We start from the raw sequence: 18,417 nt of genomic DNA, 5'->3' as shown, positions 1-18,417 counted from the left end.
ACTAACTTAACTTACTTTAATAGAAATTAACTGACGTTTGACTTTCATTCGATTTTCAAAGGACAACTTCTTCGCCGTTTTTTGGCGACTTATTCATGGTAACATATCGCCAACACCAAGTCAACAAGTTTTTTTAATTCATTTTCGGTAACTCGCTGTTCTTAAGCGACAATTAACAATTTATCATGCGCTCGCTTAGCTGTCAACACCCTTTTGTAAAAGGATTTTGCTGACTCGCTTGCTTTTAAGCGCGGAATAATAATGTAACATGCTGACACGAAACAGTCAACAAGTTTTTTTATTATTTTTGAAAAGAAATCGCCGCTGCGAATCAGCGACGTTTAATAATATATCACCTATGTAACCTAGCGTCAATCATAAATTATTATCTTTCTTGCAAATGATAGTTTAAGTAAGAGACACCTGGTGTGCTGGAATCTTTCTCAAACTTCTCGATTACCCCATGGTCAGCCAGGTAAGCAATCACCACTTCCAAATCGATAATATACTCCTGTACTTCTCTTTGCCCGGCTAATTCTTCAAAAGTCCATGAACCTGTCCGCTTTTCCATAACAGTCAATAAATGTACGCTTCCTATTTTCAGGTTAGATCGTATCGCAAACTCAATAGCGATCATTAATAATTCCAGTCTTTTTTCAAGAGGCTCTTCACCCAGCACTAATTCCTGATACAATTTATACGTTTCCGGCTCAATATCCCTCACCTGTTCCCAGACAGTAATTTCCGGATATCTCCCTTGTTCTATAATATTCAGACGCGCTAAATGCTGCAGAGCCCGCAGGAAATGATGAAAAGCATCAAGGAAATTCAAGCCGTTATATAGAGATTTCCCATCCTCGAAGTATCGGATAAGCTTAGCAAATTCCACACCTATTTTCTGCTCCTGATCAACAGCATGGAAATTATTTAACCTTTCTCTTAAGGAAGTAACTGCTTCATTTCTATTGAAAAGTATTCTTCCTTTAAAAACCCATTCAATGACTTTTCTATTTGCTCCGGTAATCATCCAATGAAAGATTTCCTTTTCCGTAACGAGATGAAGTGCGACTGATCGGCCATCACAATCATAGTGCTTTACATTTGTCTGGGTTTCCATTTTCACAATGACAACCACTATTACATCAAAGAAGTCTGTAAAAGATTCTTGTGTTTCTTTTTTTCTTACTGACAAGATCCCGAGGGTATCCGGGCTGTTTTCAAATTCTTTATATATATGTTGAAACTTTTCTTCCATCTTTGCTCCCTCCCTTTTCCCCTCTCCTTCTTTCTTCTGCCATTACTTTGTACATAATACTCTTCATGTACTTCTAAAACAAAAGTTCGACACCAATTCATTAATCCCTTTTTCGTTATAAAGGAATGTTTGCTGATCTGTCATGTTCTTGTCATTTCTCCCTTTCCCTGATTATGGTATACTAACTTTTCAGGAGGGTATAAATATGGCAGCAAAAACAACCAGTAAGATTAATAAGATAAGGACATTCGCTCTTGTTCTTGTCTTTGTAGGTATACTTGTGATGTATATTGGCATCTTCTTTCGTACCTCACCCGTTATTATGTCTGTAACAATGATCCTTGGTTTTATTTTTATCCTTGCAAGCAGCGGGGTGTACTTTTGGATTGGCATGATGTCCACCAAAACTGTAACAGTCCAATGCCCTAATTGCGGAAAGACCACAAAAATTCTAGGGCGCGTAGATGCCTGTATGTCTTGTAACGAACCATTAACCCTGGACGCAGAGCTTGAAGGCAAAGAATTCGATTTAAAATATAACAGAAAAAAAAGCTGAGCGCTTCCTACAAGCGCCCAGCTTTTTTAATGCTTCTTTTTCTCCAAACATTCATCACATGTACCATAAATCTCCATTCTATGGCTTTCAATCTGGAATCCTGTTACATGCTCAGCCAGAGTTTCCACTTCATCCAGCCCTGGATAATGAAAATCAACTATTTTTTCGCACTCTTCACAAATAACATGGTAATGTTCAGTGGTTACACAGTCAAACCGGCTGGAAGAGTCTCCATAAGTTAATTCCTTTACGATTCCTACATCTTTAAAGACACGAAGGTTATTATACACTGTAGCTACGCTCATATTTGGAAATTTACCTTCAAGAGCTTTATATATTTCGTCAGCTGTTGGGTGACTCATAGATTCAAATAAATATTCCAATATGGCATGACGTTGCGGGGTCATGCGAACCCTGGTAGTCTTTAATGCATTAACCGCTTGTTGAATGCGTTCAGTTGCCATCGTCATGCACCTCACTTCCATAAAGCAATTCTTTCTTAATAATGGTTATAATTTATTGTATAAGAGATAGACATTTATTGTCAACAAGTACGCTCCCCTTTTCTTCTATTTCCCATGCAATGAAGCAAGGAAATGTGCACCTTCTGAAGCATCGAGCAAAAAGGAGGTAAAGCGGTGGGAATCCGGAGAACTCCTGCCTTTTTTCTGTTCATAAGCTGTGCATATATTCTTCAAGGAAGATTTCAGCTCTTCAACTCCGCTGTCTCTTACTCCAAAGAGAAAGGTTGTGTTGCCACGTTTTAAAAATCCCCCGCTGCTTGATAATTCTGTCATTCGGTATCCTTTTTCCTTCATTTTTGTTTCAATCTCATCCCGGTAAAAACTTTCCACAATACAAATAAACAGTTTCAACAAGCATCCCCCCTAAAGCTTACACTCCTCATTTCACAATAACTACGTCTATATTATAACATTTCTAATTAGATGTTTTCCTACATTGTTATAATTATTATATAAGGAAGAGGCGCTGTTCGTAAGGCAGTTTAATACCCTTTAGACGTATCTACACTGTTAATATATTCTTCTCCTCCGGCAAGAAAGACTTCAAGATTTCTTTTAAAAATTTCCAGAGCCCGGGGATGGTATTGAGGCGAAATTCCCGAAAGATGCGGCGTCACTGTAACCTTTTCCATCTCCCAAAACGGATGATCTTCAGGAAGAGGTTCTTCCTTAAAAACGTCAAGGATAGCATGTGCAAGCTCTCCATTATCAAGCGCATGAATTAATTCCTCTTCCTTCACTGTACTGCCTCGTCCAATATTAATAAAAACGCCTGTTTCTTTCATTTTTTGAAAGAATGAACGGTCTGCCATGTTATGTGTTTCCTCTGTAGCCGGCAGAACAGAAACAACGTAATCCGACACCCTTAAAAGCTGGTCCAACTGGTGATCTGAATAGATATGATCCACATGTTCTACAGGACGTCCGCTGCGGTTATATCCCATAGTTTTCATACCAAACGCTTTCGCAAGCCTGGCTATTTCTCCGCCGATTGCTCCGGGACCCAGGATACCAATAGACTGCTGGTTGATCTCGGTCATTGTAACTTTTCGATCCCATCTTCTTCTTTCTTCATTTTCCCTTACAATAGAGGCTTGTCGTGCGTATTGAAGAATCATAGCCATCGTGTATTCTGCCATAGGCTTTTTATGTATCCCCCTGGCATTTGTAACCATAATACCTTTATCCTGAATCGCTTCAAAAGGCATGAGGTCCATTCCTGCTGAAATCACCATAATCCATTTAAGATTCTTTGCTTCTTTAATTTCCCTGGCAGTAAGATCTTCCCCATAGGTTATGAGTACATCTGCTTCCGGCAATGAAGACCTGGCTTCATCTATATTACCGAAAAAACGAAATTCTGCATGTTGAAAGGACTCTTCAAGATCCTCCCGCAATGCTGTTTTTATCTTTGCTGAAGAAACGATTCTCACGATGAAAATCCTCCTTGCCGATTTTTATCTTAAACTAGATGAGAATTTTTCATTCAATCTCACGCCAGATTTTCTTTAACGTAATTCAGCACTTCCTCAACATGCTCCTTGACTCTCACCTTTCGCCATTCTTTCACTATTTTCCCTTGTTTATCAATCACAAAGGTTGAACGTTCAATTCCCATGTATTCTTTACCAAAATTCTTTTTTAACTTCCAGACTTCATATGCTTCCGCGGCCTTTTTGTCTTCATCAGCTAAAAGTAAAAAGGATAGTCCGTGCTTTTCAATAAATTTCTTGTGCCTCTCCATAGGATCCGGACTAATTCCAAGGACTACAGTATCTGTCTTGTCAAATTCTTCACTGAAGTCTCTAAAGTCACAGGCTTGTGTGGTGCATCCCGGTGTCATGTCTTTAGGGTAAAAATATAACACTACATTCTTCCCTTGAAATTCTGAAAGAGAAACGGTTTCTCCATTACTTGCCGGAAGAGAAAAATCCGGTGCCTGCTGCCCTTCTTTTACAGTCATGATCACATTCCCCCTGTTTCATTTTCTTACGTATTAGAGTAACCAAAGCAAGGAAATTTCACAACTTAAAAGGCCCCCTGCCTTTTATGCTAGAATGTACAAAGAGTATACATAAGGAGTGACATAAATGAATTTCACTAACTCAGAAAACCTATATAAAGAAGCCTGCGAACATATTGTCGGCGGGGTAAACAGCCCCTCTCGTTCTTTTAAAGGTGTTGGCGGCGGCATACCTGTATTTATGGAAAAAGGAAAAGGAGCTTATTTTTATGATGTGGACGGAAACCGGTACATAGATTATTTAGGCGCCTACGGACCTATTATTACCGGACACGCTCACCCTCACATCACGCAAGCCATCACAAAGGCCGCCGAAAACGGGACTTTATACGGGACACCTACAAAGCTTGAAAACCAGTTTGCCAAAATGCTTAAAGAGGCGATTCCTTCTCTTGAAAAAGTACGTTTTGTAAATTCGGGAACAGAGGCAGTCATGACCACGATAAGGGTTGCCAGAGCCTATACAGGAAGAGATAAGATTATTAAGTTTGCAGGATGCTACCACGGGCATTCTGACCTGGTGCTTGTTGCTGCCGGCTCCGGTCCTTCTACTCTGGGTTCACCTGATTCGGCGGGTGTGACAAAGAACATTGCAGAAGAAGTGATCACAGTTCCTTTTAACGATATCGAAGCTTACAAAGAGGCTTTACAGCACTGGGGAGACGAGATCGCGGCTGTGCTTGTAGAGCCAATCGTCGGCAACTTTGGAATTGTTGAACCGAAAGAAGGCTTTCTTCAACAGGTAAATGACCTCACTCACGAAGCAGGGGGGCTCGTTATCTATGATGAAGTTATAACCGCCTTCCGTTTCATGTACGGGGGAGCTCAAAATTATCTTGGAATAGAACCGGACATGACAGCTATGGGCAAAATTATCGGCGGCGGGCTTCCTATCGGGGCATACGGCGGTCGTGTTGATATTATGGAGGAAGTAGCACCACTTGGACCGGCTTATCAGGCTGGGACCATGTCTGGAAACCCGGCTTCTATGAGCGCTGGTATTGCCTGCTTAGAGGTACTCCGCGAGGAGGGAATTTACGAGCGGCTCGACAAGCTTGGCTCCCTGTTGGAAGAAGGGATTCTAAAGGCGGCTGAAAAGCACAATATATCTATACAAATTAACCGGTTAAAGGGCGCCTTAACGGTGTATTTCACAGACAAAAAAGTAACAAACTATGAAGGTGCAGAAAACAGCGACGGGGAATTGTTTGCTTCCTTCTTCAAAGCATTACTCAACCAGGGCATAAACCTTGCACCATCAAAGTATGAAGCATGGTTCCTGACAACAGAACATACAAAAGAGGATATAGAAGAAACAATAGCAGCGGTAGATCAAGCTTTTGAAAAACTCTCTGCCCTATGAGAGCAATCTATTCTTTAATCTTTGCTGCTCTGCCCTCCTAAGCAGAGCAGTTTTTTTTGTAACGTAAATGAAAGTCCTTTAAATATGCTTTCAAGTATCCTTTTAGGGTTGGTTGCCCCTCATCCTCTTTTTTCCTAATAGAACAATACATATTTCTTACCTAAAAAGGGAAAGGGTAAGGAGCATTCTAAAAAGGAGGAGAAATATGCCCTCTATTGAAAGAGAAAATTTAGAACAGCCCATTGAGCTGATTAAAGAAAAATTAATGCCCAGGCTTCCCGGGCCTTTACGTAATAAAGTAGACGAAGAAGTATATCGGCTGGAAGAGCTTTTTCTGCGCTCACGCCCTCCCAGGTTTGCAGTTGTAGGCCGGAGAGGGTCAGGAAAATCGACGCTGCTAAATGCGGTATTCAGTTCCCCAGTAGCAGAGATCGGATCCGTTAAAGCTCAGACAGGCCAAGGAAGCTGGCATATGTACCATCATGAAGAGAAGGATTCAGAAATGGAGGTCCTCGATACAAGAGGGCTTGGGGAAGGATCTGCCCCTGTGGAAGGCGTGCAGGAGGAAGATGCACTCGAAGAAGTCAAATACTCTCTTTTAGAAAAATATCCAGATGCCTTTCTCTTTTTAGTAAAAGCAAAAGAAGTAGACGCAAGAATCCAAGAGGATATTGCCCAGCTGGAAGAGCTAAGAAACTTTGTCCATGCCCATCATGATTACTCTCCCCCTATTATTGGGATTGTAACTCAGGTCGATGAATTAGACCCTATATATGATGCTGAACCTCCTTTCGGTGAAGAAAAGGAAGAACATATCCAAGAGGCTGTAACTCATTTAGACAATCATCTAAAAAACTCCCTTCCACAGATTGCGGGCACCATTCCGGTATGCGCCTATCTTGCCTTTAAGGATGAAGAGATAGTATATGACCGGCGATGGAATATAGATCTGCTGCTTGATTTTTTATTGGATCATTTACCTGACAGCACTTGGATGTCCTGGGCAAAAATTACCCAGGCAGCTGAAATCCAAAAAAAAATTGCTCGTTCTATAGGCAAAAGTGCCTCTGCACTGACTGGTGGAATAGGAGCACAGCCTATCCCCTGGGGGGACCTCCCTATCATAACCAGCATTCAGATATCTATGATTTCTGCAATCGCTTATGTTTCTGGAAGGGATTTAAGCAGAAAAACAATTGTTGAATTCCTGACAGCAATCGGTGTAAATATCGGTTCAGCTTTAGCACTCCGTCAAATGGCCCGCTCCCTGAGTAAATACGTCTTTCCTGCTGTAGGACATGCTATTTCCGGGACCATTGCTGCTACCGCAACGTGGGGTCTTTGCCAGGCTTCAATAGCTTACTTTATTGAAAACAAAAGTGCAGAAGAAGCCAAAGAAATTTACGAACAAGGAAATGCAGAAGCTGTAAAGGAACAAATCGATGAAAACATTGAAAACGAAATGGCCGAGGAAGAAATTGATTATCATGGACTTGAGGAAGACAATGAGCAAGATATAGCTGAAGAACAATAAATGTAAAAGGAGGGTTTCGTTAATAATGTTAGCGGAGCCCTTTGTTAGTGGCTCTTTGTCTTCTTTCCCTCCTTTTTTGTTCTTGATGAAACCTTCCAAAAGGTGTATAGTACCGAATTGGACATAACTGCTGCAAAGAAATCTTTATCTACAATATGGTTTTTAAACCACCAAGAAAGGACTCGTTACACTAGATGAAACTAGGGGCAAGAATTTTCAAGACAGGTCTGGCCATTGTTCTCGCTCTATATACAGCCTCCTGGCTGGGGCTTGAGCCGGCAATGTACGGAGCACTTGCTGCCACATTTGCGATTCAGCCTTCTATTTACAGGACGTATCAAACAATTCTCGATCAGGTGCAAGGAAATATAATTGGTGCCGTTCTTGCTGTGGCTTTTGCCATGACCTTTGGCCATGAACCAGTGATTATCGGTGTCACTGTTGTAGTTGCGATTGCTATCCTGATTAAGCTAAAACTGGATGAATCAACTATCCCTCTTGCACTTGTCACAATTATTATTATTATGGGGAATCCGACAGATGATTTTATTGCCTTTGCCGCTTCTAGATTCTTCCTTATTATGGTAGGGGTTTTTGCTGCCTTTATAGTAAATTTATTGTTTATTCCGCCTAAGTATGAAACACGCCTTTATCGAAAGCTTGTGTACAACACAGAAGAAGTTATTCGCTGGATCCGCCTGGTTACAAGACATGAAACCAACCAGCAGTCGTTAAAGAAAGACATCCCAAGAATTAACGAAAATATCATTAAAATGGATAACCTCTATCTTTTATACAAAGAAGAAAGAACATACTTTACCAAAAGCAAGCTCGGAAAAGCAAGAAAGATTGTGCTTTTTAAACAAATGCTTTTCACCTTGAAAAAATCATTTATGATTCTTCGGACACTCGATAAATATGGAAATGACCTTCAACACATGCCCGATCGGCTTCAAAAACTGGTAAGAGACCAGCTCGACCACTTAACAAATTACCACGACCGGATTCTTTTGCGGTATGTCGGCAAAGTCAATACAAAGCTCACTGATGAGATGGCTGAGGAAGTAGACGAAGGAAAAGAGTCACTTACTGATTTATTTATGGATTTATATGATCACCATGAGATTAATCGTGATGAGTGGCTCCACATTCTCCCTATCGTCTCGCATATTGTTGAATACAACGAGCAGCTGGAGCATTTAGATCGCCTTGTCGAAAGCTTCTTTAACTATCACACCAATGTGAACCAAGTCGAAATAAGGGATGAGGATTGAGAGTAAGACAGGGGGAAACTGGCCGTCTGGTCAAGCATTGATTCTCCTTGTCTTTACTGCAGCTTAAGGATAAATCTGTCTCCATAAAAAGAACCTCGCTCGACGGAGCAAGGTTCTTTTTATTCATTCAGGAAAGCTGCTGCACATTAAACAGTTTTTGATAAGCGCCCTTCTTTTGGATGAGCTCATGATGGCTCCCGCTTTCAATTACTTTTCCATTTTCTATGACTACGATCCGGTCAGAGTGAGTGATGGTAGAAAGACGATGCGCCACTATAAAAGTAGTACGGTCCTTGGCCAGTTCTTGCATCGCTTCTTGAATTAAATGCTCACTTTCTAAATCCAAGGCTGACGTAGCTTCATCAAAAATAAGCAAAGGAGGGTTCTTTAAAAAGACTCTTGCAATTGCAATACGCTGCTTTTGTCCTCCTGAAAGTTTCACTCCTCTTTCTCCTACCTCTGTATCATACCCATCCGGCAGGTTCAGGATAAAATCGTGAGCATTTGCTGCTTTGGCAGCTCGAATGACTTCCTCTTCACTAGCTTCAGGATTTCCCATCAAGATGTTCAACCGAACCGAATCACTAAACAAAATATTATCCTGCAAAACCATGCCAATATTATCACGCAGACTTCTGACCTGATACTCTCTAATATCTCTCCCATCGAGCAGTATTCTGCCATGGGTCACGTCATAAAATCTTGGGATTAAGCTTACAAGTGTACTTTTCCCCCCGCCGCTCATTCCCACAAGTGCTACCGTTTCTCCCGGCCGCACATCAAGGTTAATATCATTCAGGACCCATTCATTCTCGTCAGAATATTGAAAGCTGACATGGTCAAAGTAAACAGAGCCTTGAGCATTTTTTACAGGGACTGCTCCCTTTTGATCCTCAATATCATATTTCTCATCTACAAATTCAAACACCCTGTCCATAGAAGCAATAGACTGAGTTAAAGTGGTTGAAGAATTAATTAACCGCCGTAAAGGATTATAAAGCCGTTCCATGTATGCAACAAAGGCTACCATTTCCCCAACCTGCAGCCCTGCCGTTAAAACAAAATATCCAGCGGCTAATATCACTATTAAAGGAGCTATATCAGTAATGGTGTTAACAACTGCAAATGTTTTGGCATTCCATTTCGTATGGTCAATTGCTTTATTTAAAAAATGGCTGTTTCTTCTGTCAAACTGCTTCTGTTCATATTCCTCCAAAGCAAAACTTCGAATAACGCTCATTCCCTGAACCCTTTCATGAAGGTGACCCTGTACTTCTGCGAGTGCTTGCGACCGCACACGAGTAAGCATACGAAGCCTGCTGTAAAAGTACTTAATTGATATAACGTAAAGAGGGAATAACGCTATAGCCACTAAAGTCAGCCAGGCATTCATGGTGAGCATAATGACAAGAACAATAAGTATCGTAAACATATCCAGCCATATATTCATCAATCCAGTGATCACAAAATTCTTTGTCTGTTCAACATCATGAATAACCCGGGATATAATCTCCCCTGCTTTTCTATTTGAATAAAAGCGCAGACTCAGTTTTTGGATGTGGCTAAACAATTGGTCGCGGATGTCATACAATACTTTGCTTCCCGTCCACTGGGCAAAATATTGTCTATAATACTCCACGGGCGGCCTGATAACAAGAAATGCAGCAATCGCGATTCCTAACAGCCAAAATAACGTGCTCACCCTCTCAGAAGTGGGAATTCCTTCAGCCAATATAATATCATCAATTACATAAGCCAGAATGAGCGGTGTAAGCAATGGTATTCCGAATTTGAGCAATCCTATTAAAATCGTAAAGAAAATTATCTTTTTGTATGGCATTACAAATTTCAGGTATCTCTTTATACTGTCCAGATTTCTCCCCCCTTTTTCAATACATATTTTGTTTATGTTCAAACAAGAAGCCGTTATTTATGTTCTATATGAAAGTCAGGAGTACCACCCTGCGGGATCTTCTTTCTTGCGATCACCGAAACCGCACATTTATCATGTAGCCGGAAGACTTTTATATAACAATATTACCCTTTAACAGAAACCTGAAGCCAAAAAGAAAAAGACAAGGACCTATAAGGTAACCACCCTCCAGGTCCTTCTCACTGACTTTTTTGAACTTGGGAAACTCCATTCCGCTACATCAGGACATGTTGTTTCTCCCTTAATTTCTCACACGAAGACATTATCGATATGATAAATACCTCTCATACCACTGTTCAACGAATTGTGGGGCAAAAGGCCCTTTACGTTGATGAATCCAGCTCTGCAGTTCTTTGACCCCGTGCCTTATTTTCCGGTCAACTTTTCTGGGGTATTCCATTTCCCTTTTGTGCTGGAGATATTCATCCTCATCTAACAGTGTATAGGTCATATCAGGAAAGATCTTAATATCCAAGTCGTAGTCAATATATTTCAATGCTTCTTCATCCCATAGAAAAGGAGTGCCCAGGTTACAATAATAATAGATCCCGTCTGCTCTTACCATGCCAATAACATTGAACCACTTATCACCGTGAAAATAGCAAATGGCGGGTTCTCTCGTTCTCCATTTTCTTCCGTCTGCTTCTTGAACAAGAATGCGGTCATTTCCACCGATAATTTCTTTAGACGTGCCTTTTAAAACTAGTGTTTCTTCCCACACTCGATGAAGTGTTCCGTTGTGCTTATAACTTTGCACTTCAATCGTGCTGCCTGTCTGCGGAAATTCCATAACTGACTCCTTCCTACTTTTCACCATTTGGCTCTAACATTACCAGGTGATCCTTTTCATCAAGGTATAAATCAAAGGATGGTTTCACCCGCAGGTAATCTTTAATGAGAAAGTAGGAGACTTTGTGGGTTGGATCTCCCTGAACCACAGGCAACTCTCCATTTGCCTTAATATATTGGTCCACTGCCAGTTGTACTTGATCCATTGTCTTTGGTGTTTCAGCATCCTCAAATACTTCAAATGTTTCTTTGGACATGTAGAACTTTCTGTCTGGAACAGCCTTTAATACTGGCTTTAACAACTCAAAGTCAACAGAATGATCATGTTTAATAAAGGATCGGATACTGACTCCCATTGGAAGACTGTTTGCCAGGTTCTGTATTCCCCGGCGGACTTCCTCTACAGACACAGGCCGAACTGGATATTCCTCCTCCACTTTATTCTCCTTGTTTCCCTTAAAAAGCTTCTGCAACTTCCCTGAGAGGTTGTCCATAATGATCAACCTTTCTTATTCCTTTTTATCTTCTCTCTTCTATTATACAACTTGTGTGTTTATTTTGAAACGAAGGAGAATGGACTTTCGGATAAACATACATAAGGTTATGGAAATATGTACATAGATGAAAAGAACTGACGGTTGACCTTTACCATTCGAATGCTTCATAAGGACTGTCTTTAAACTGAGAAATACACCTTTCTCTTTACAGCGATAAAAGAGGCCTGTTTGCATTTAAAGGTTCAAGTTCTTCACCCATTTTTGCTTCATTACAGTCGCATTCAATGTCCCTTTTTCAGTCTCGGGTCTTACCTTAGGCCATGCCATTAGACTCGTGCCAATATGGTGTCTCCCACGTTTCTCTACAACCTAACTTGTAATAAATCAACTTTGGGAGCTCATAGAAAAGAGGAACCTCTGACTGGAGAGGTTCCTCTGTGAAGGGCGGTTATTGCTGTTGGTTTTGCTGCTTGCGCTGCTGAGACTGCTGGTTTTGCTGACGTACTTCTTGAGCGTTTGTTTCACTCGCAAATTCAGTTTTAAAACCTTGGTTTTGGGCAGCTTGAGCATTTTGTTTTCTTACTTGCTGAGCGTTAGTTTTAGACGCTTGGTTTTGTTGTTGGTTTTTCATCTTATTTCACCTCCACATGGCTTAAGATGCCCGTGAAGGGTAGAGGTTATTCGACAGATACACTGCCTAATTTTGTTAGGTTAGAAGGGAAATACCACCATCAATAATTAGCGTTTGTCCCCTGACCATATACGCTTCTTCTGACAATAAAAACATCACGCCATTTGCAAGGTCTTCTGTTTCCACCATTCTTCCAGCCGGAGTTCTGTTTGCTGCATCCTCCAGTAATTCCTCCCTGTTAGGGAAATGGGTCAGTGCATCCGTGTCTACTGCTCCTCCTGAAACAGCGTTAACCACAATATTCTTAGAGGCCAATTCAACAGCTAAATAACGAGTAAGCGCCTCAACGGCGGCTTTTGAAACCCCGACGGCTGTATAGTTTGGAAGAACACGCTGGGAGCCAAGTGAGCTCAAACTGACTATTTTTCCTCCATCGTTCTTCTCCATGAGCTTTGCTGCTTCTTGAGCACAAAATAACAAGGCCTTGCTGTTGATGTCCATCGTCCAGTTCCAATGGCTTTCTTCAAGTTCCATGGCTGGACGCAGGACGCCTGAAGCGGCGTTGTTCACAAAAACATCCAGGCGTCCAAATGTGTCATTAATTTCCTGGAACATTTCTTTGATTTTTTCAGGCTTTCCAACATTAGCCTTAATGGTAAGAGCCTTAACCCCTCTTTCTTCTATCTCCGCAGCTGTTTGTTCTGCAGCTTTTTTGCTCCGAGCATAATTAATGACTACATGATAACCTTGATCAGCTAATTTAAGGGCAATATTTTTGCCAATCCCTCTGCTGCTTCCAGTGACCAGAGCAACCTTTTCATTCATATGTATTCCCTCCATCGTAATACGTCTCGTCTCATTATAACGTATAGAAAGTCTCCTTCACAGAAAAACTAAAGGTGAGGTGAGAGCATGTATGTAGGCAGAGATTTCACTGAACTTTCCATGACTCCTAAAACAAAGTGGAGTAACAAAGAACTTCTTCACTTTCATCACAGCTTCCAGCAAATCATGCCTTACTTAAATCCGGAAGGCGCAACTATTTACCGCGAAATATTAGAGGAAATAGGTAACAGGGATGATATCAAAAGGAATGAAGCGAGCTGGGAGCACGGAACACGAATTAACTATGATTAAACTAGGATGGCGGCTGTCCCCCACTGGGACGGCCGCTTTCTTCTTTACCTCTCTTTATGGATAGTGATAAGGTAAAAGAAAGATTGCCTTTGTTATAATACATACCCATTATTTTCTGAGAAAGGATGAACCCACTTGATACAGCCTGCAACCAGGATGAATGACCTTACTGCCAGTGTATTTAGTGAATTAGCAGCCAAGAAGGCTGAAAAAGCAGCCCAGGGTCATGACATTATTGACTTAAGTATAGGAAGCCCGGATCTTCCTCCTCCCCAGGAAATTCGTGACAGCCTTGCAGAAAACGCCAGGGAGGAAGGCCAGTACGGCTATACCTTAAAAGGAACATCTGATTTCCAAGAAGCTGTCTGCCACTATTACAAAGAGAGATTCGGCGTGTCTATTCTCCCTGATGAAGTGCTTCAGTTAATGGGGTCCCAGGATGGATTGGCTCACTTGGCACTGGCTTATTTAGACCCTGGTGACATTATTATTGCTCCTGATCCTGGGTATCCAATCTATTCAGCATGTGCCCGACTCGCCGGTGCTGACTTATACACTGTGCCTGTCAATGAAGATAATAATTTTATGCCTGATTTATCCTTGATACCTCTTGATATATTGCGAAGAGCTAAAATGATGATTTTTAACTACCCTGGTAACCCTACAGCAGCCTTAGCTACTAAAGAATATTTTAAAGAAATGATTTCCTTCGGCTTAAAGCACAACATACTAATTGTCCATGACTTTGCTTATTCTGAACTTATCTTTGCCAACAATGAACCCATCAGTATCTTTCACATCCCTGATGCCAAGAAAATAGCAGTGGAGTTTAATTCTCTTTCTAAGAGCTTTAACATGGCGGGAGCAAGAATTGGCTACCTCATTGGCTATCCATCACTACTTAAGCCATTGGCTTCATTGAAATCTCACATAGATTACGGAGTGTTCCTTCCGATCCAAAACGCTGCTGTAAAAGCTTTAACAAGTGACTACTCTTTTTTGCAAGAACACAAAGAAACATACCAGGCAAGAAGAGATGTATTGTTTGACTCACTCACTGAAAATGGCTGGAATGTACGAAAGCCTGATGGCGGCATGTTTATCTGGGCAAGGATCCCACCTCATTACACCTCTTTGTCCTTTTCATTAGAGGCTATTGAGCAGGGGGTAGTAGTTACGCCAGGAAATGCTTTTGGAATGGGAGGAGAAGGATATGTCCGCATCGCTCTAGTACAATCAGATGAACGTTTACGAGAGGCAGGCTTGCGCTTAACTTCTCTTATATAAAATTCGCTTATATAAAAATTCGCTTTTTCACTAAGCATTCTAAGGAGGAATAACCATGAAAGCAGCAGCTTTTAGAGAATACGGAGGACCTGAAGTATTAAAGCTGGAAGATCTGAACCGTCCTGAAATAAAGGAAGATAACGAAATACTGATCAAAGTAGAAGCAAGTGGCGTAAATCCTGTGGACACCTATTTTAGAGCAGGCATTCGCGAAGTCCCACAGTTTCCTCACATTCCTCATTTTGATCTGGCCGGAACCATTGAGGAAACAGGAGAAGGGGTTTCTTCTTTTAAGAAAGGAGACCGTGTGTGGGGTACAAATGTATCTGGGACGGCTGCAGAATATGCTGTTGCCAGTGAGGACCACATTTTCCCACTTCCGGATAACATCAGTTTTGAAGAAGGGGCTTCACTAGGTATCCCGGTGTTAACAGCACACTTGTCCCTGTTTCACCGTGCCGGGCTTAAAGAGGGAGAAACCGTGCTGATTTACGGAGCTTCCGGAGCCGTAGGGCACGCGGCTGTCCAAATGGCTCGCTTAAAAAATGCAAAGGTCATTGCTACAGCCGGAAATGAAGAAAAGGAACAATTCGTAAGGCAGATCGGTGCAGACCATGTAGTGAATTATAAAGATCCAGCTTTTCCAGAAAAGATTAAAGAAATGACAGATAATCAGGGTGTCGACGTGATCCTGGATGTTTCCTTGAGTGAAAACATAGAAAATGATTTAGAAATCATAAAAGTTGGAGGCAGAATTGTAACAATCGGTTCACCAAAAAACAATACACCTGAGCTTCCCTGGCGTCTCCTAAACCAAAAACAGGCATCTCTTCTTGGCATTCTTCTCTTCACAACGCCTGTTGAGTCCATACAAAAAGCCGGACAGGAAGTAACTAAAATGCTTAAAGAAGAAACGTTAGTTCCACACTTAGGAAAGACTTTTCCCCTTTCAGAAGCGAGCAAAGCCCATCAGGAGCTTGAAGAAAATAAAGTCATGGGGAACATTGTTCTTACTCTTTAACCCCTTCTTCCTTTTTATATGTGTGAAGATCTTCTCCTAAGGGTATATCACTCAATAAAAGAAGCCAGTCAAAGGAGAGGATCTCATGGAAAAAGAAACTTATTATGTTGCACTTGACCAGGCCATGCTCGGCCTTTACAACGTTAAAACCGATGAAAATACAATTCAATATGAGGTAAGAGTGACGCCTGATGAAAGAAAAGAACTGGAAGACCTCCTTTCTACGTTAAAAGACCATGATGTCGAGCCTCACCAAATCGGTCAGCCCTTTCATGAAACAAAAGCAGACAATGAGAAAAAGGAATTTCAAGAAAGAGACGCCAAGCTTTATCAAAAGATTTACGATTATGGTACAGAGGAAACCAAACAGGTTATCGGAGAACTTCGAGAGGACATTATTAAAAAGTAAAGAGCATAAAATTGCTCTTTACTTTTTTTGTATACACTCTTCGCTTCATACACAAGCTATGGCTAGGACGTATTACAGTATGGAGTTGAGAAATATGGAAAAGCAAAAGTATTATGTAAATCTAAACCCTATCAGTATGGATGATATCAGCCCTGTTAAAATTGAGGATTCTGATTTAATACAATATGAAGTGGAATGTACGCCTGATGAATTACAAGATTTGCAAAAGCTGTTATCAGAAACCCAGTCTCATGATTTTGATACGAAGAATTTAATGCCTAACCGCAGTTTAAACGAAAAGATACCTGAAAGTGACCGGAAGGAATTTCAACATGACCTGGATAAAGTATTTGAAGTGATTTATCAATATGGATCACCAATTACGAGGCAGCAGATTGAGGAAATCCACCTTGTAAACGATGAGCCTAAACGAAACATGCGCCATGGAACCAAGACTCAATTTCAACAAAAATAACAGCCCAACATTCTGGGCTGTTATTTTTTATATTTTTACCAGGCTGCAACAGAGCCGTCAGTTCTTGCTTCGGTTCCTGCTGAGTATACTCCTGTTTTCTGGTTTCTCCATATAATCTGTCCTCTTCCAAATACACCAGGATGAGAAGCGACCTGCACCTCATGACCTCTTCTTGCAAGCGCCTGAACCAGATGATTAGGAAAAGAATGCTCTAACACTATTTTTTTCCCGGACATCCACTGCCACCTCGGAGCATCCAGAGCTGCCTGTGGATTTAAACCGAGATCTATTGTGTTTAAGACTACCTGCAAATGACCTTGAGGCTGCATAAATGCTCCCATCACACCAAATGGTCCTACTGCTTGTCCATCCTTGGTCATAAACCCTGGAATAATGGTGTGGAACGTTCTTTTTCCTCCTGCAAGTGAATTATCATGTGCTGGATCCATTGAGAAGTTATGACCTCTGTTTTGAAGAGCAATTCCTGTATCAGGAACGACCAGTCCAGAACCAAATCCCATATAATTACTTTGAATGAAAGACACCATATTTCCCTCTTCATCGGCGGCAGCCAAATACACCGTTCCTCCTTTTGGAGGCTCCCCTGCTGCCGGAGTAAGGGCTTTCTCTCCTATCAATTGACTTCTTTCCTTTGCATAATTCTCACTTAATAAGTCCTTAGCAGATGCTTTCATCTCACTCTCTTCTGTAATGTACTGAAGGCCGTCTGAAAAAGCGAGCTTCATTGCTTCAATCTGGTTATGAAGCCCTTTTTCTTCCTCCCGATGAACAGAAGGTAAATTCTTGGCGATATTCAGAGCTTCAAGAGCAATCAATCCTTGTCCATTGGGTGGTATTTCCCATACGTCATAGCCTTTATAATTGACACTTATAGGTTCTACCCACTCTGGTGTAAAGTCTTGTAAATCCTCTTTTCGAAGAAAGCCTCCATACTTTTTGGCGAAGGCATCCATTTTATCTGCCAGTTCTCCTTCATAAAAATCCTTTGATTTCGTTTCTGCAATTCTTCTGAGAGTATCTGCATGGTTCTGTGACTTCCATACATCGCCTGCCTTTGGCACGCGGCCTCCAGGGGTAAACGTGTCAAACCATGCGGTAAATTCCTCACCCTTTAATGAACTTTGATAGACAGACGCCCCTCGTTCCCAAAAGTAAGCAAGCACTGGAGAAAGGGGGTAGCCCTCTTCTGCATACTTGATTGCTGGTTCCATTAATTCTTTAAAAGGAAGCTTCCCAAACCTTTCAGATAGTTCCGCCCATGCTGCCGGAACGCCGGGAACGGTAACAGGAATAAAACCAAACTTCGGGATCTCCTCATGGCCTTGCTCCTTTACTTTTTCAATAGAAATAGAAGCCGGTGAAGGACCGCTAGCGTTTAAGCCATGGAGCTTATCCTTCACCCACACAAGGGCAAAAGCGTCACCGCCTATACCATTTGATGTCGGTTCTACCACAGTCAGACACGCAGCCGTTGCAATCGCTGCATCAACGGCATTCCCCCCTTTTTTCAATATCTCAAGGCCAGCTTGGGCAGCCAGAGGCTGAGAAGTTGCAACCACTCCCTTTTTAGCGTATGTCGTCATCCTTTGGGATTGGTAAGGGTAAAAATGAGGGTCAAATGATAACATAATAACAATCCTCCAATGTTGTTTTCTAAGTTATAAGAAAAGACGTACTTAAAAATTTTC

19 protein-coding genes and 1 pseudogene are annotated in these 18,417 nt (G+C 41.5%); 9 read left to right on the top strand and 11 right to left on the bottom strand.

The features are described 5' to 3' along the window. Positions 1–385: 385 nt before the first annotated feature. The gene (locus tag ACFPU1_RS10750; RefSeq protein ID WP_385940922.1) at positions 386–1,255 is read right to left on the bottom strand and encodes a nucleotidyltransferase-like protein; all 870 of its coding nucleotides are present in this window, start codon (positions 1,253–1,255) and stop codon (positions 386–388) included. A gap of 205 nt (positions 1,256–1,460) precedes the next feature. Here ACFPU1_RS10750 and ACFPU1_RS10745 point away from each other — a divergent pair, with 205 nt between their 5' ends. Further along, entirely contained in the window at positions 1,461–1,811 is a 351-nt protein-coding gene (locus ACFPU1_RS10745; protein ID WP_385940919.1) for a YgzB family protein, read from the top strand. Between the two features lie 26 nt (positions 1,812–1,837). Here the strand turns inward: ACFPU1_RS10745 and perR are convergent, their stop codons facing one another. The 4 genes from perR to bcp all read right to left on the bottom strand — a co-directional run bounded on the left by perR (position 1,838) and on the right by bcp (position 4,298). After that, a complete protein-coding gene (perR, locus tag ACFPU1_RS10740) occupies positions 1,838–2,275 on the bottom strand; it encodes a peroxide-responsive transcriptional repressor PerR (RefSeq protein ID WP_054636803.1) in 438 nt (145 codons plus the stop codon). 105 nt (positions 2,276–2,380) lie between these two features. Further along, on the bottom strand, positions 2,381–2,686 hold the full coding sequence (locus ACFPU1_RS10735; RefSeq protein ID WP_054636799.1) for a cyclic-di-AMP receptor: 306 nt from the start codon (positions 2,684–2,686) through the stop codon (positions 2,381–2,383). Between the two features lie 131 nt (positions 2,687–2,817). After that, positions 2,818–3,768 carry a D-2-hydroxyacid dehydrogenase gene (locus ACFPU1_RS10730; RefSeq protein ID WP_385940916.1) on the bottom strand — a complete coding sequence of 317 codons (951 nt, stop codon included), beginning with the start codon at positions 3,766–3,768 and terminating at the stop codon, positions 2,818–2,820. Between the two features lie 59 nt (positions 3,769–3,827). Continuing rightward, a complete protein-coding gene (gene bcp, locus ACFPU1_RS10725) occupies positions 3,828–4,298 on the bottom strand; it encodes a thioredoxin-dependent thiol peroxidase (RefSeq protein ID WP_054636797.1) in 471 nt (156 codons plus the stop codon). Between the two features lie 127 nt (positions 4,299–4,425). Between bcp and ACFPU1_RS10720 the strand changes: the two genes are divergently transcribed. The 3 genes from ACFPU1_RS10720 (at position 4,426) to ACFPU1_RS10710 (ending at position 8,529) form a co-directional block, all read left to right on the top strand. Then, entirely contained in the window at positions 4,426–5,721 is a 1,296-nt protein-coding gene (locus ACFPU1_RS10720) for a glutamate-1-semialdehyde 2,1-aminomutase (protein ID WP_385940913.1), read from the top strand. 205 nt (positions 5,722–5,926) lie between these two features. Continuing rightward, the gene (locus ACFPU1_RS10715; RefSeq protein ID WP_385940910.1) at positions 5,927–7,255 is read left to right on the top strand and encodes a GTPase family protein; all 1,329 of its coding nucleotides are present in this window, start codon (positions 5,927–5,929) and stop codon (positions 7,253–7,255) included. Positions 7,256–7,449: 194 nt separating this feature from the next. Further along, on the top strand, positions 7,450–8,529 hold the full coding sequence (locus ACFPU1_RS10710; RefSeq protein ID WP_054636792.1) for an FUSC family protein: 1,080 nt from the start codon (positions 7,450–7,452) through the stop codon (positions 8,527–8,529). 127 nt (positions 8,530–8,656) lie between these two features. Here ACFPU1_RS10710 and ACFPU1_RS10705 read toward each other — a convergent pair whose 3' ends face one another. The 5 genes and pseudogenes from ACFPU1_RS10705 to fabL form a co-directional block, all read right to left on the bottom strand. Continuing rightward, positions 8,657–10,402, bottom strand: coding sequence for an ABC transporter ATP-binding protein (locus ACFPU1_RS10705; protein WP_054636791.1), 1,746 nt, complete (start codon positions 10,400–10,402; stop codon positions 8,657–8,659). A 322-nt stretch (positions 10,403–10,724) separates the two neighbouring features. Next, entirely contained in the window at positions 10,725–11,252 is a 528-nt protein-coding gene (gene ntdP / locus ACFPU1_RS10700; protein ID WP_054636790.1) for a nucleoside tri-diphosphate phosphatase, read from the bottom strand. Positions 11,253–11,265: 13 nt separating this feature from the next. Then, the gene (locus ACFPU1_RS10695; protein WP_157842893.1) at positions 11,266–11,688 is read right to left on the bottom strand and encodes a DUF3939 domain-containing protein; all 423 of its coding nucleotides are present in this window, start codon (positions 11,686–11,688) and stop codon (positions 11,266–11,268) included. 508 nt (positions 11,689–12,196) lie between these two features. Next, positions 12,197–12,355: pseudogene (locus ACFPU1_RS10690) on the bottom strand (gamma-type small acid-soluble spore protein); the annotation flags it as partial. 99 nt (positions 12,356–12,454) lie between these two features. Continuing rightward, positions 12,455–13,204, bottom strand: coding sequence for an enoyl-[acyl-carrier-protein] reductase FabL (gene fabL / locus ACFPU1_RS10685; protein ID WP_054636787.1), 750 nt, complete (start codon positions 13,202–13,204; stop codon positions 12,455–12,457). Positions 13,205–13,291: 87 nt separating this feature from the next. Here fabL and ACFPU1_RS10680 point away from each other — a divergent pair, with 87 nt between their 5' ends. From ACFPU1_RS10680 to ACFPU1_RS10660, 5 genes are all read left to right on the top strand, one after another. Next, complete coding sequence (locus ACFPU1_RS10680) at positions 13,292–13,516, top strand: hypothetical protein (RefSeq protein ID WP_054636786.1); 225 nt, start codon at positions 13,292–13,294, stop codon at positions 13,514–13,516. A 135-nt stretch (positions 13,517–13,651) separates the two neighbouring features. Continuing rightward, on the top strand, positions 13,652–14,803 hold the full coding sequence (locus ACFPU1_RS10675) for an LL-diaminopimelate aminotransferase (protein ID WP_385940905.1): 1,152 nt from the start codon (positions 13,652–13,654) through the stop codon (positions 14,801–14,803). 55 nt (positions 14,804–14,858) lie between these two features. After that, positions 14,859–15,824 (top strand): NADPH:quinone reductase, encoded by a 966-nt coding sequence (locus ACFPU1_RS10670; RefSeq protein WP_385940902.1) that lies wholly within the window; start codon positions 14,859–14,861, stop codon positions 15,822–15,824. A gap of 85 nt (positions 15,825–15,909) precedes the next feature. Continuing rightward, entirely contained in the window at positions 15,910–16,233 is a 324-nt protein-coding gene (locus tag ACFPU1_RS10665; protein WP_054636784.1) for a hypothetical protein, read from the top strand. Positions 16,234–16,327: 94 nt separating this feature from the next. Beyond that, entirely contained in the window at positions 16,328–16,708 is a 381-nt protein-coding gene (locus ACFPU1_RS10660; protein WP_100400749.1) for a hypothetical protein, read from the top strand. 35 nt (positions 16,709–16,743) lie between these two features. Here the strand turns inward: ACFPU1_RS10660 and ACFPU1_RS10655 are convergent, their stop codons facing one another. Beyond that, entirely contained in the window at positions 16,744–18,357 is a 1,614-nt protein-coding gene (locus ACFPU1_RS10655) for a gamma-glutamyltransferase family protein (RefSeq protein ID WP_385940898.1), read from the bottom strand. Between the last annotated feature and the right edge of the window lie 60 nt (positions 18,358–18,417).

Source organism: Thalassorhabdus alkalitolerans, assembly GCF_042656525.1.
In the GTDB taxonomy this organism is placed as follows: domain Bacteria; phylum Bacillota; class Bacilli; order Bacillales; family Marinococcaceae; genus Thalassorhabdus; species Thalassorhabdus alkalitolerans.
This window is presented reverse-complemented; position numbering and strand designations above follow the sequence as displayed.

Excerpts from the sequence above, each read along its gene's own strand:
- ntdP (WP_054636790.1), bottom strand. The coding sequence starts at position 11,252 with ATGGAATTTCCGCAGACAGGCAGCACGATTGAAGTGCAAAGTTATAAG.
- ACFPU1_RS10680 (WP_054636786.1), top strand. The coding sequence starts at position 13,292 with ATGTATGTAGGCAGAGATTTCACTGAACTTTCCATGACTCCTAAAACA.
- fabL (WP_054636787.1), bottom strand. The coding sequence starts at position 13,204 with ATGAATGAAAAGGTTGCTCTGGTCACTGGAAGCAGCAGAGGGATTGGC.
- bcp (WP_054636797.1), bottom strand. The coding sequence starts at position 4,298 with ATGACTGTAAAAGAAGGGCAGCAGGCACCGGATTTTTCTCTTCCGGCA.
- ACFPU1_RS10665 (WP_054636784.1), top strand. The coding sequence starts at position 15,910 with ATGGAAAAAGAAACTTATTATGTTGCACTTGACCAGGCCATGCTCGGC.
- ACFPU1_RS10660 (WP_100400749.1), top strand. The coding sequence starts at position 16,328 with ATGGAAAAGCAAAAGTATTATGTAAATCTAAACCCTATCAGTATGGAT.
- ACFPU1_RS10670 (WP_385940902.1), top strand. The coding sequence starts at position 14,859 with ATGAAAGCAGCAGCTTTTAGAGAATACGGAGGACCTGAAGTATTAAAG.
- ACFPU1_RS10720 (WP_385940913.1), top strand. The coding sequence starts at position 4,426 with ATGAATTTCACTAACTCAGAAAACCTATATAAAGAAGCCTGCGAACAT.
- ACFPU1_RS10750 (WP_385940922.1), bottom strand. The coding sequence starts at position 1,255 with ATGGAAGAAAAGTTTCAACATATATATAAAGAATTTGAAAACAGCCCG.
- ACFPU1_RS10710 (WP_054636792.1), top strand. The coding sequence starts at position 7,450 with ATGAAACTAGGGGCAAGAATTTTCAAGACAGGTCTGGCCATTGTTCTC.
- ACFPU1_RS10655 (WP_385940898.1), bottom strand. The coding sequence starts at position 18,357 with ATGTTATCATTTGACCCTCATTTTTACCCTTACCAATCCCAAAGGATG.
- ACFPU1_RS10715 (WP_385940910.1), top strand. The coding sequence starts at position 5,927 with ATGCCCTCTATTGAAAGAGAAAATTTAGAACAGCCCATTGAGCTGATT.
- perR (WP_054636803.1), bottom strand. The coding sequence starts at position 2,275 with ATGGCAACTGAACGCATTCAACAAGCGGTTAATGCATTAAAGACTACC.
- ACFPU1_RS10745 (WP_385940919.1), top strand. The coding sequence starts at position 1,461 with ATGGCAGCAAAAACAACCAGTAAGATTAATAAGATAAGGACATTCGCT.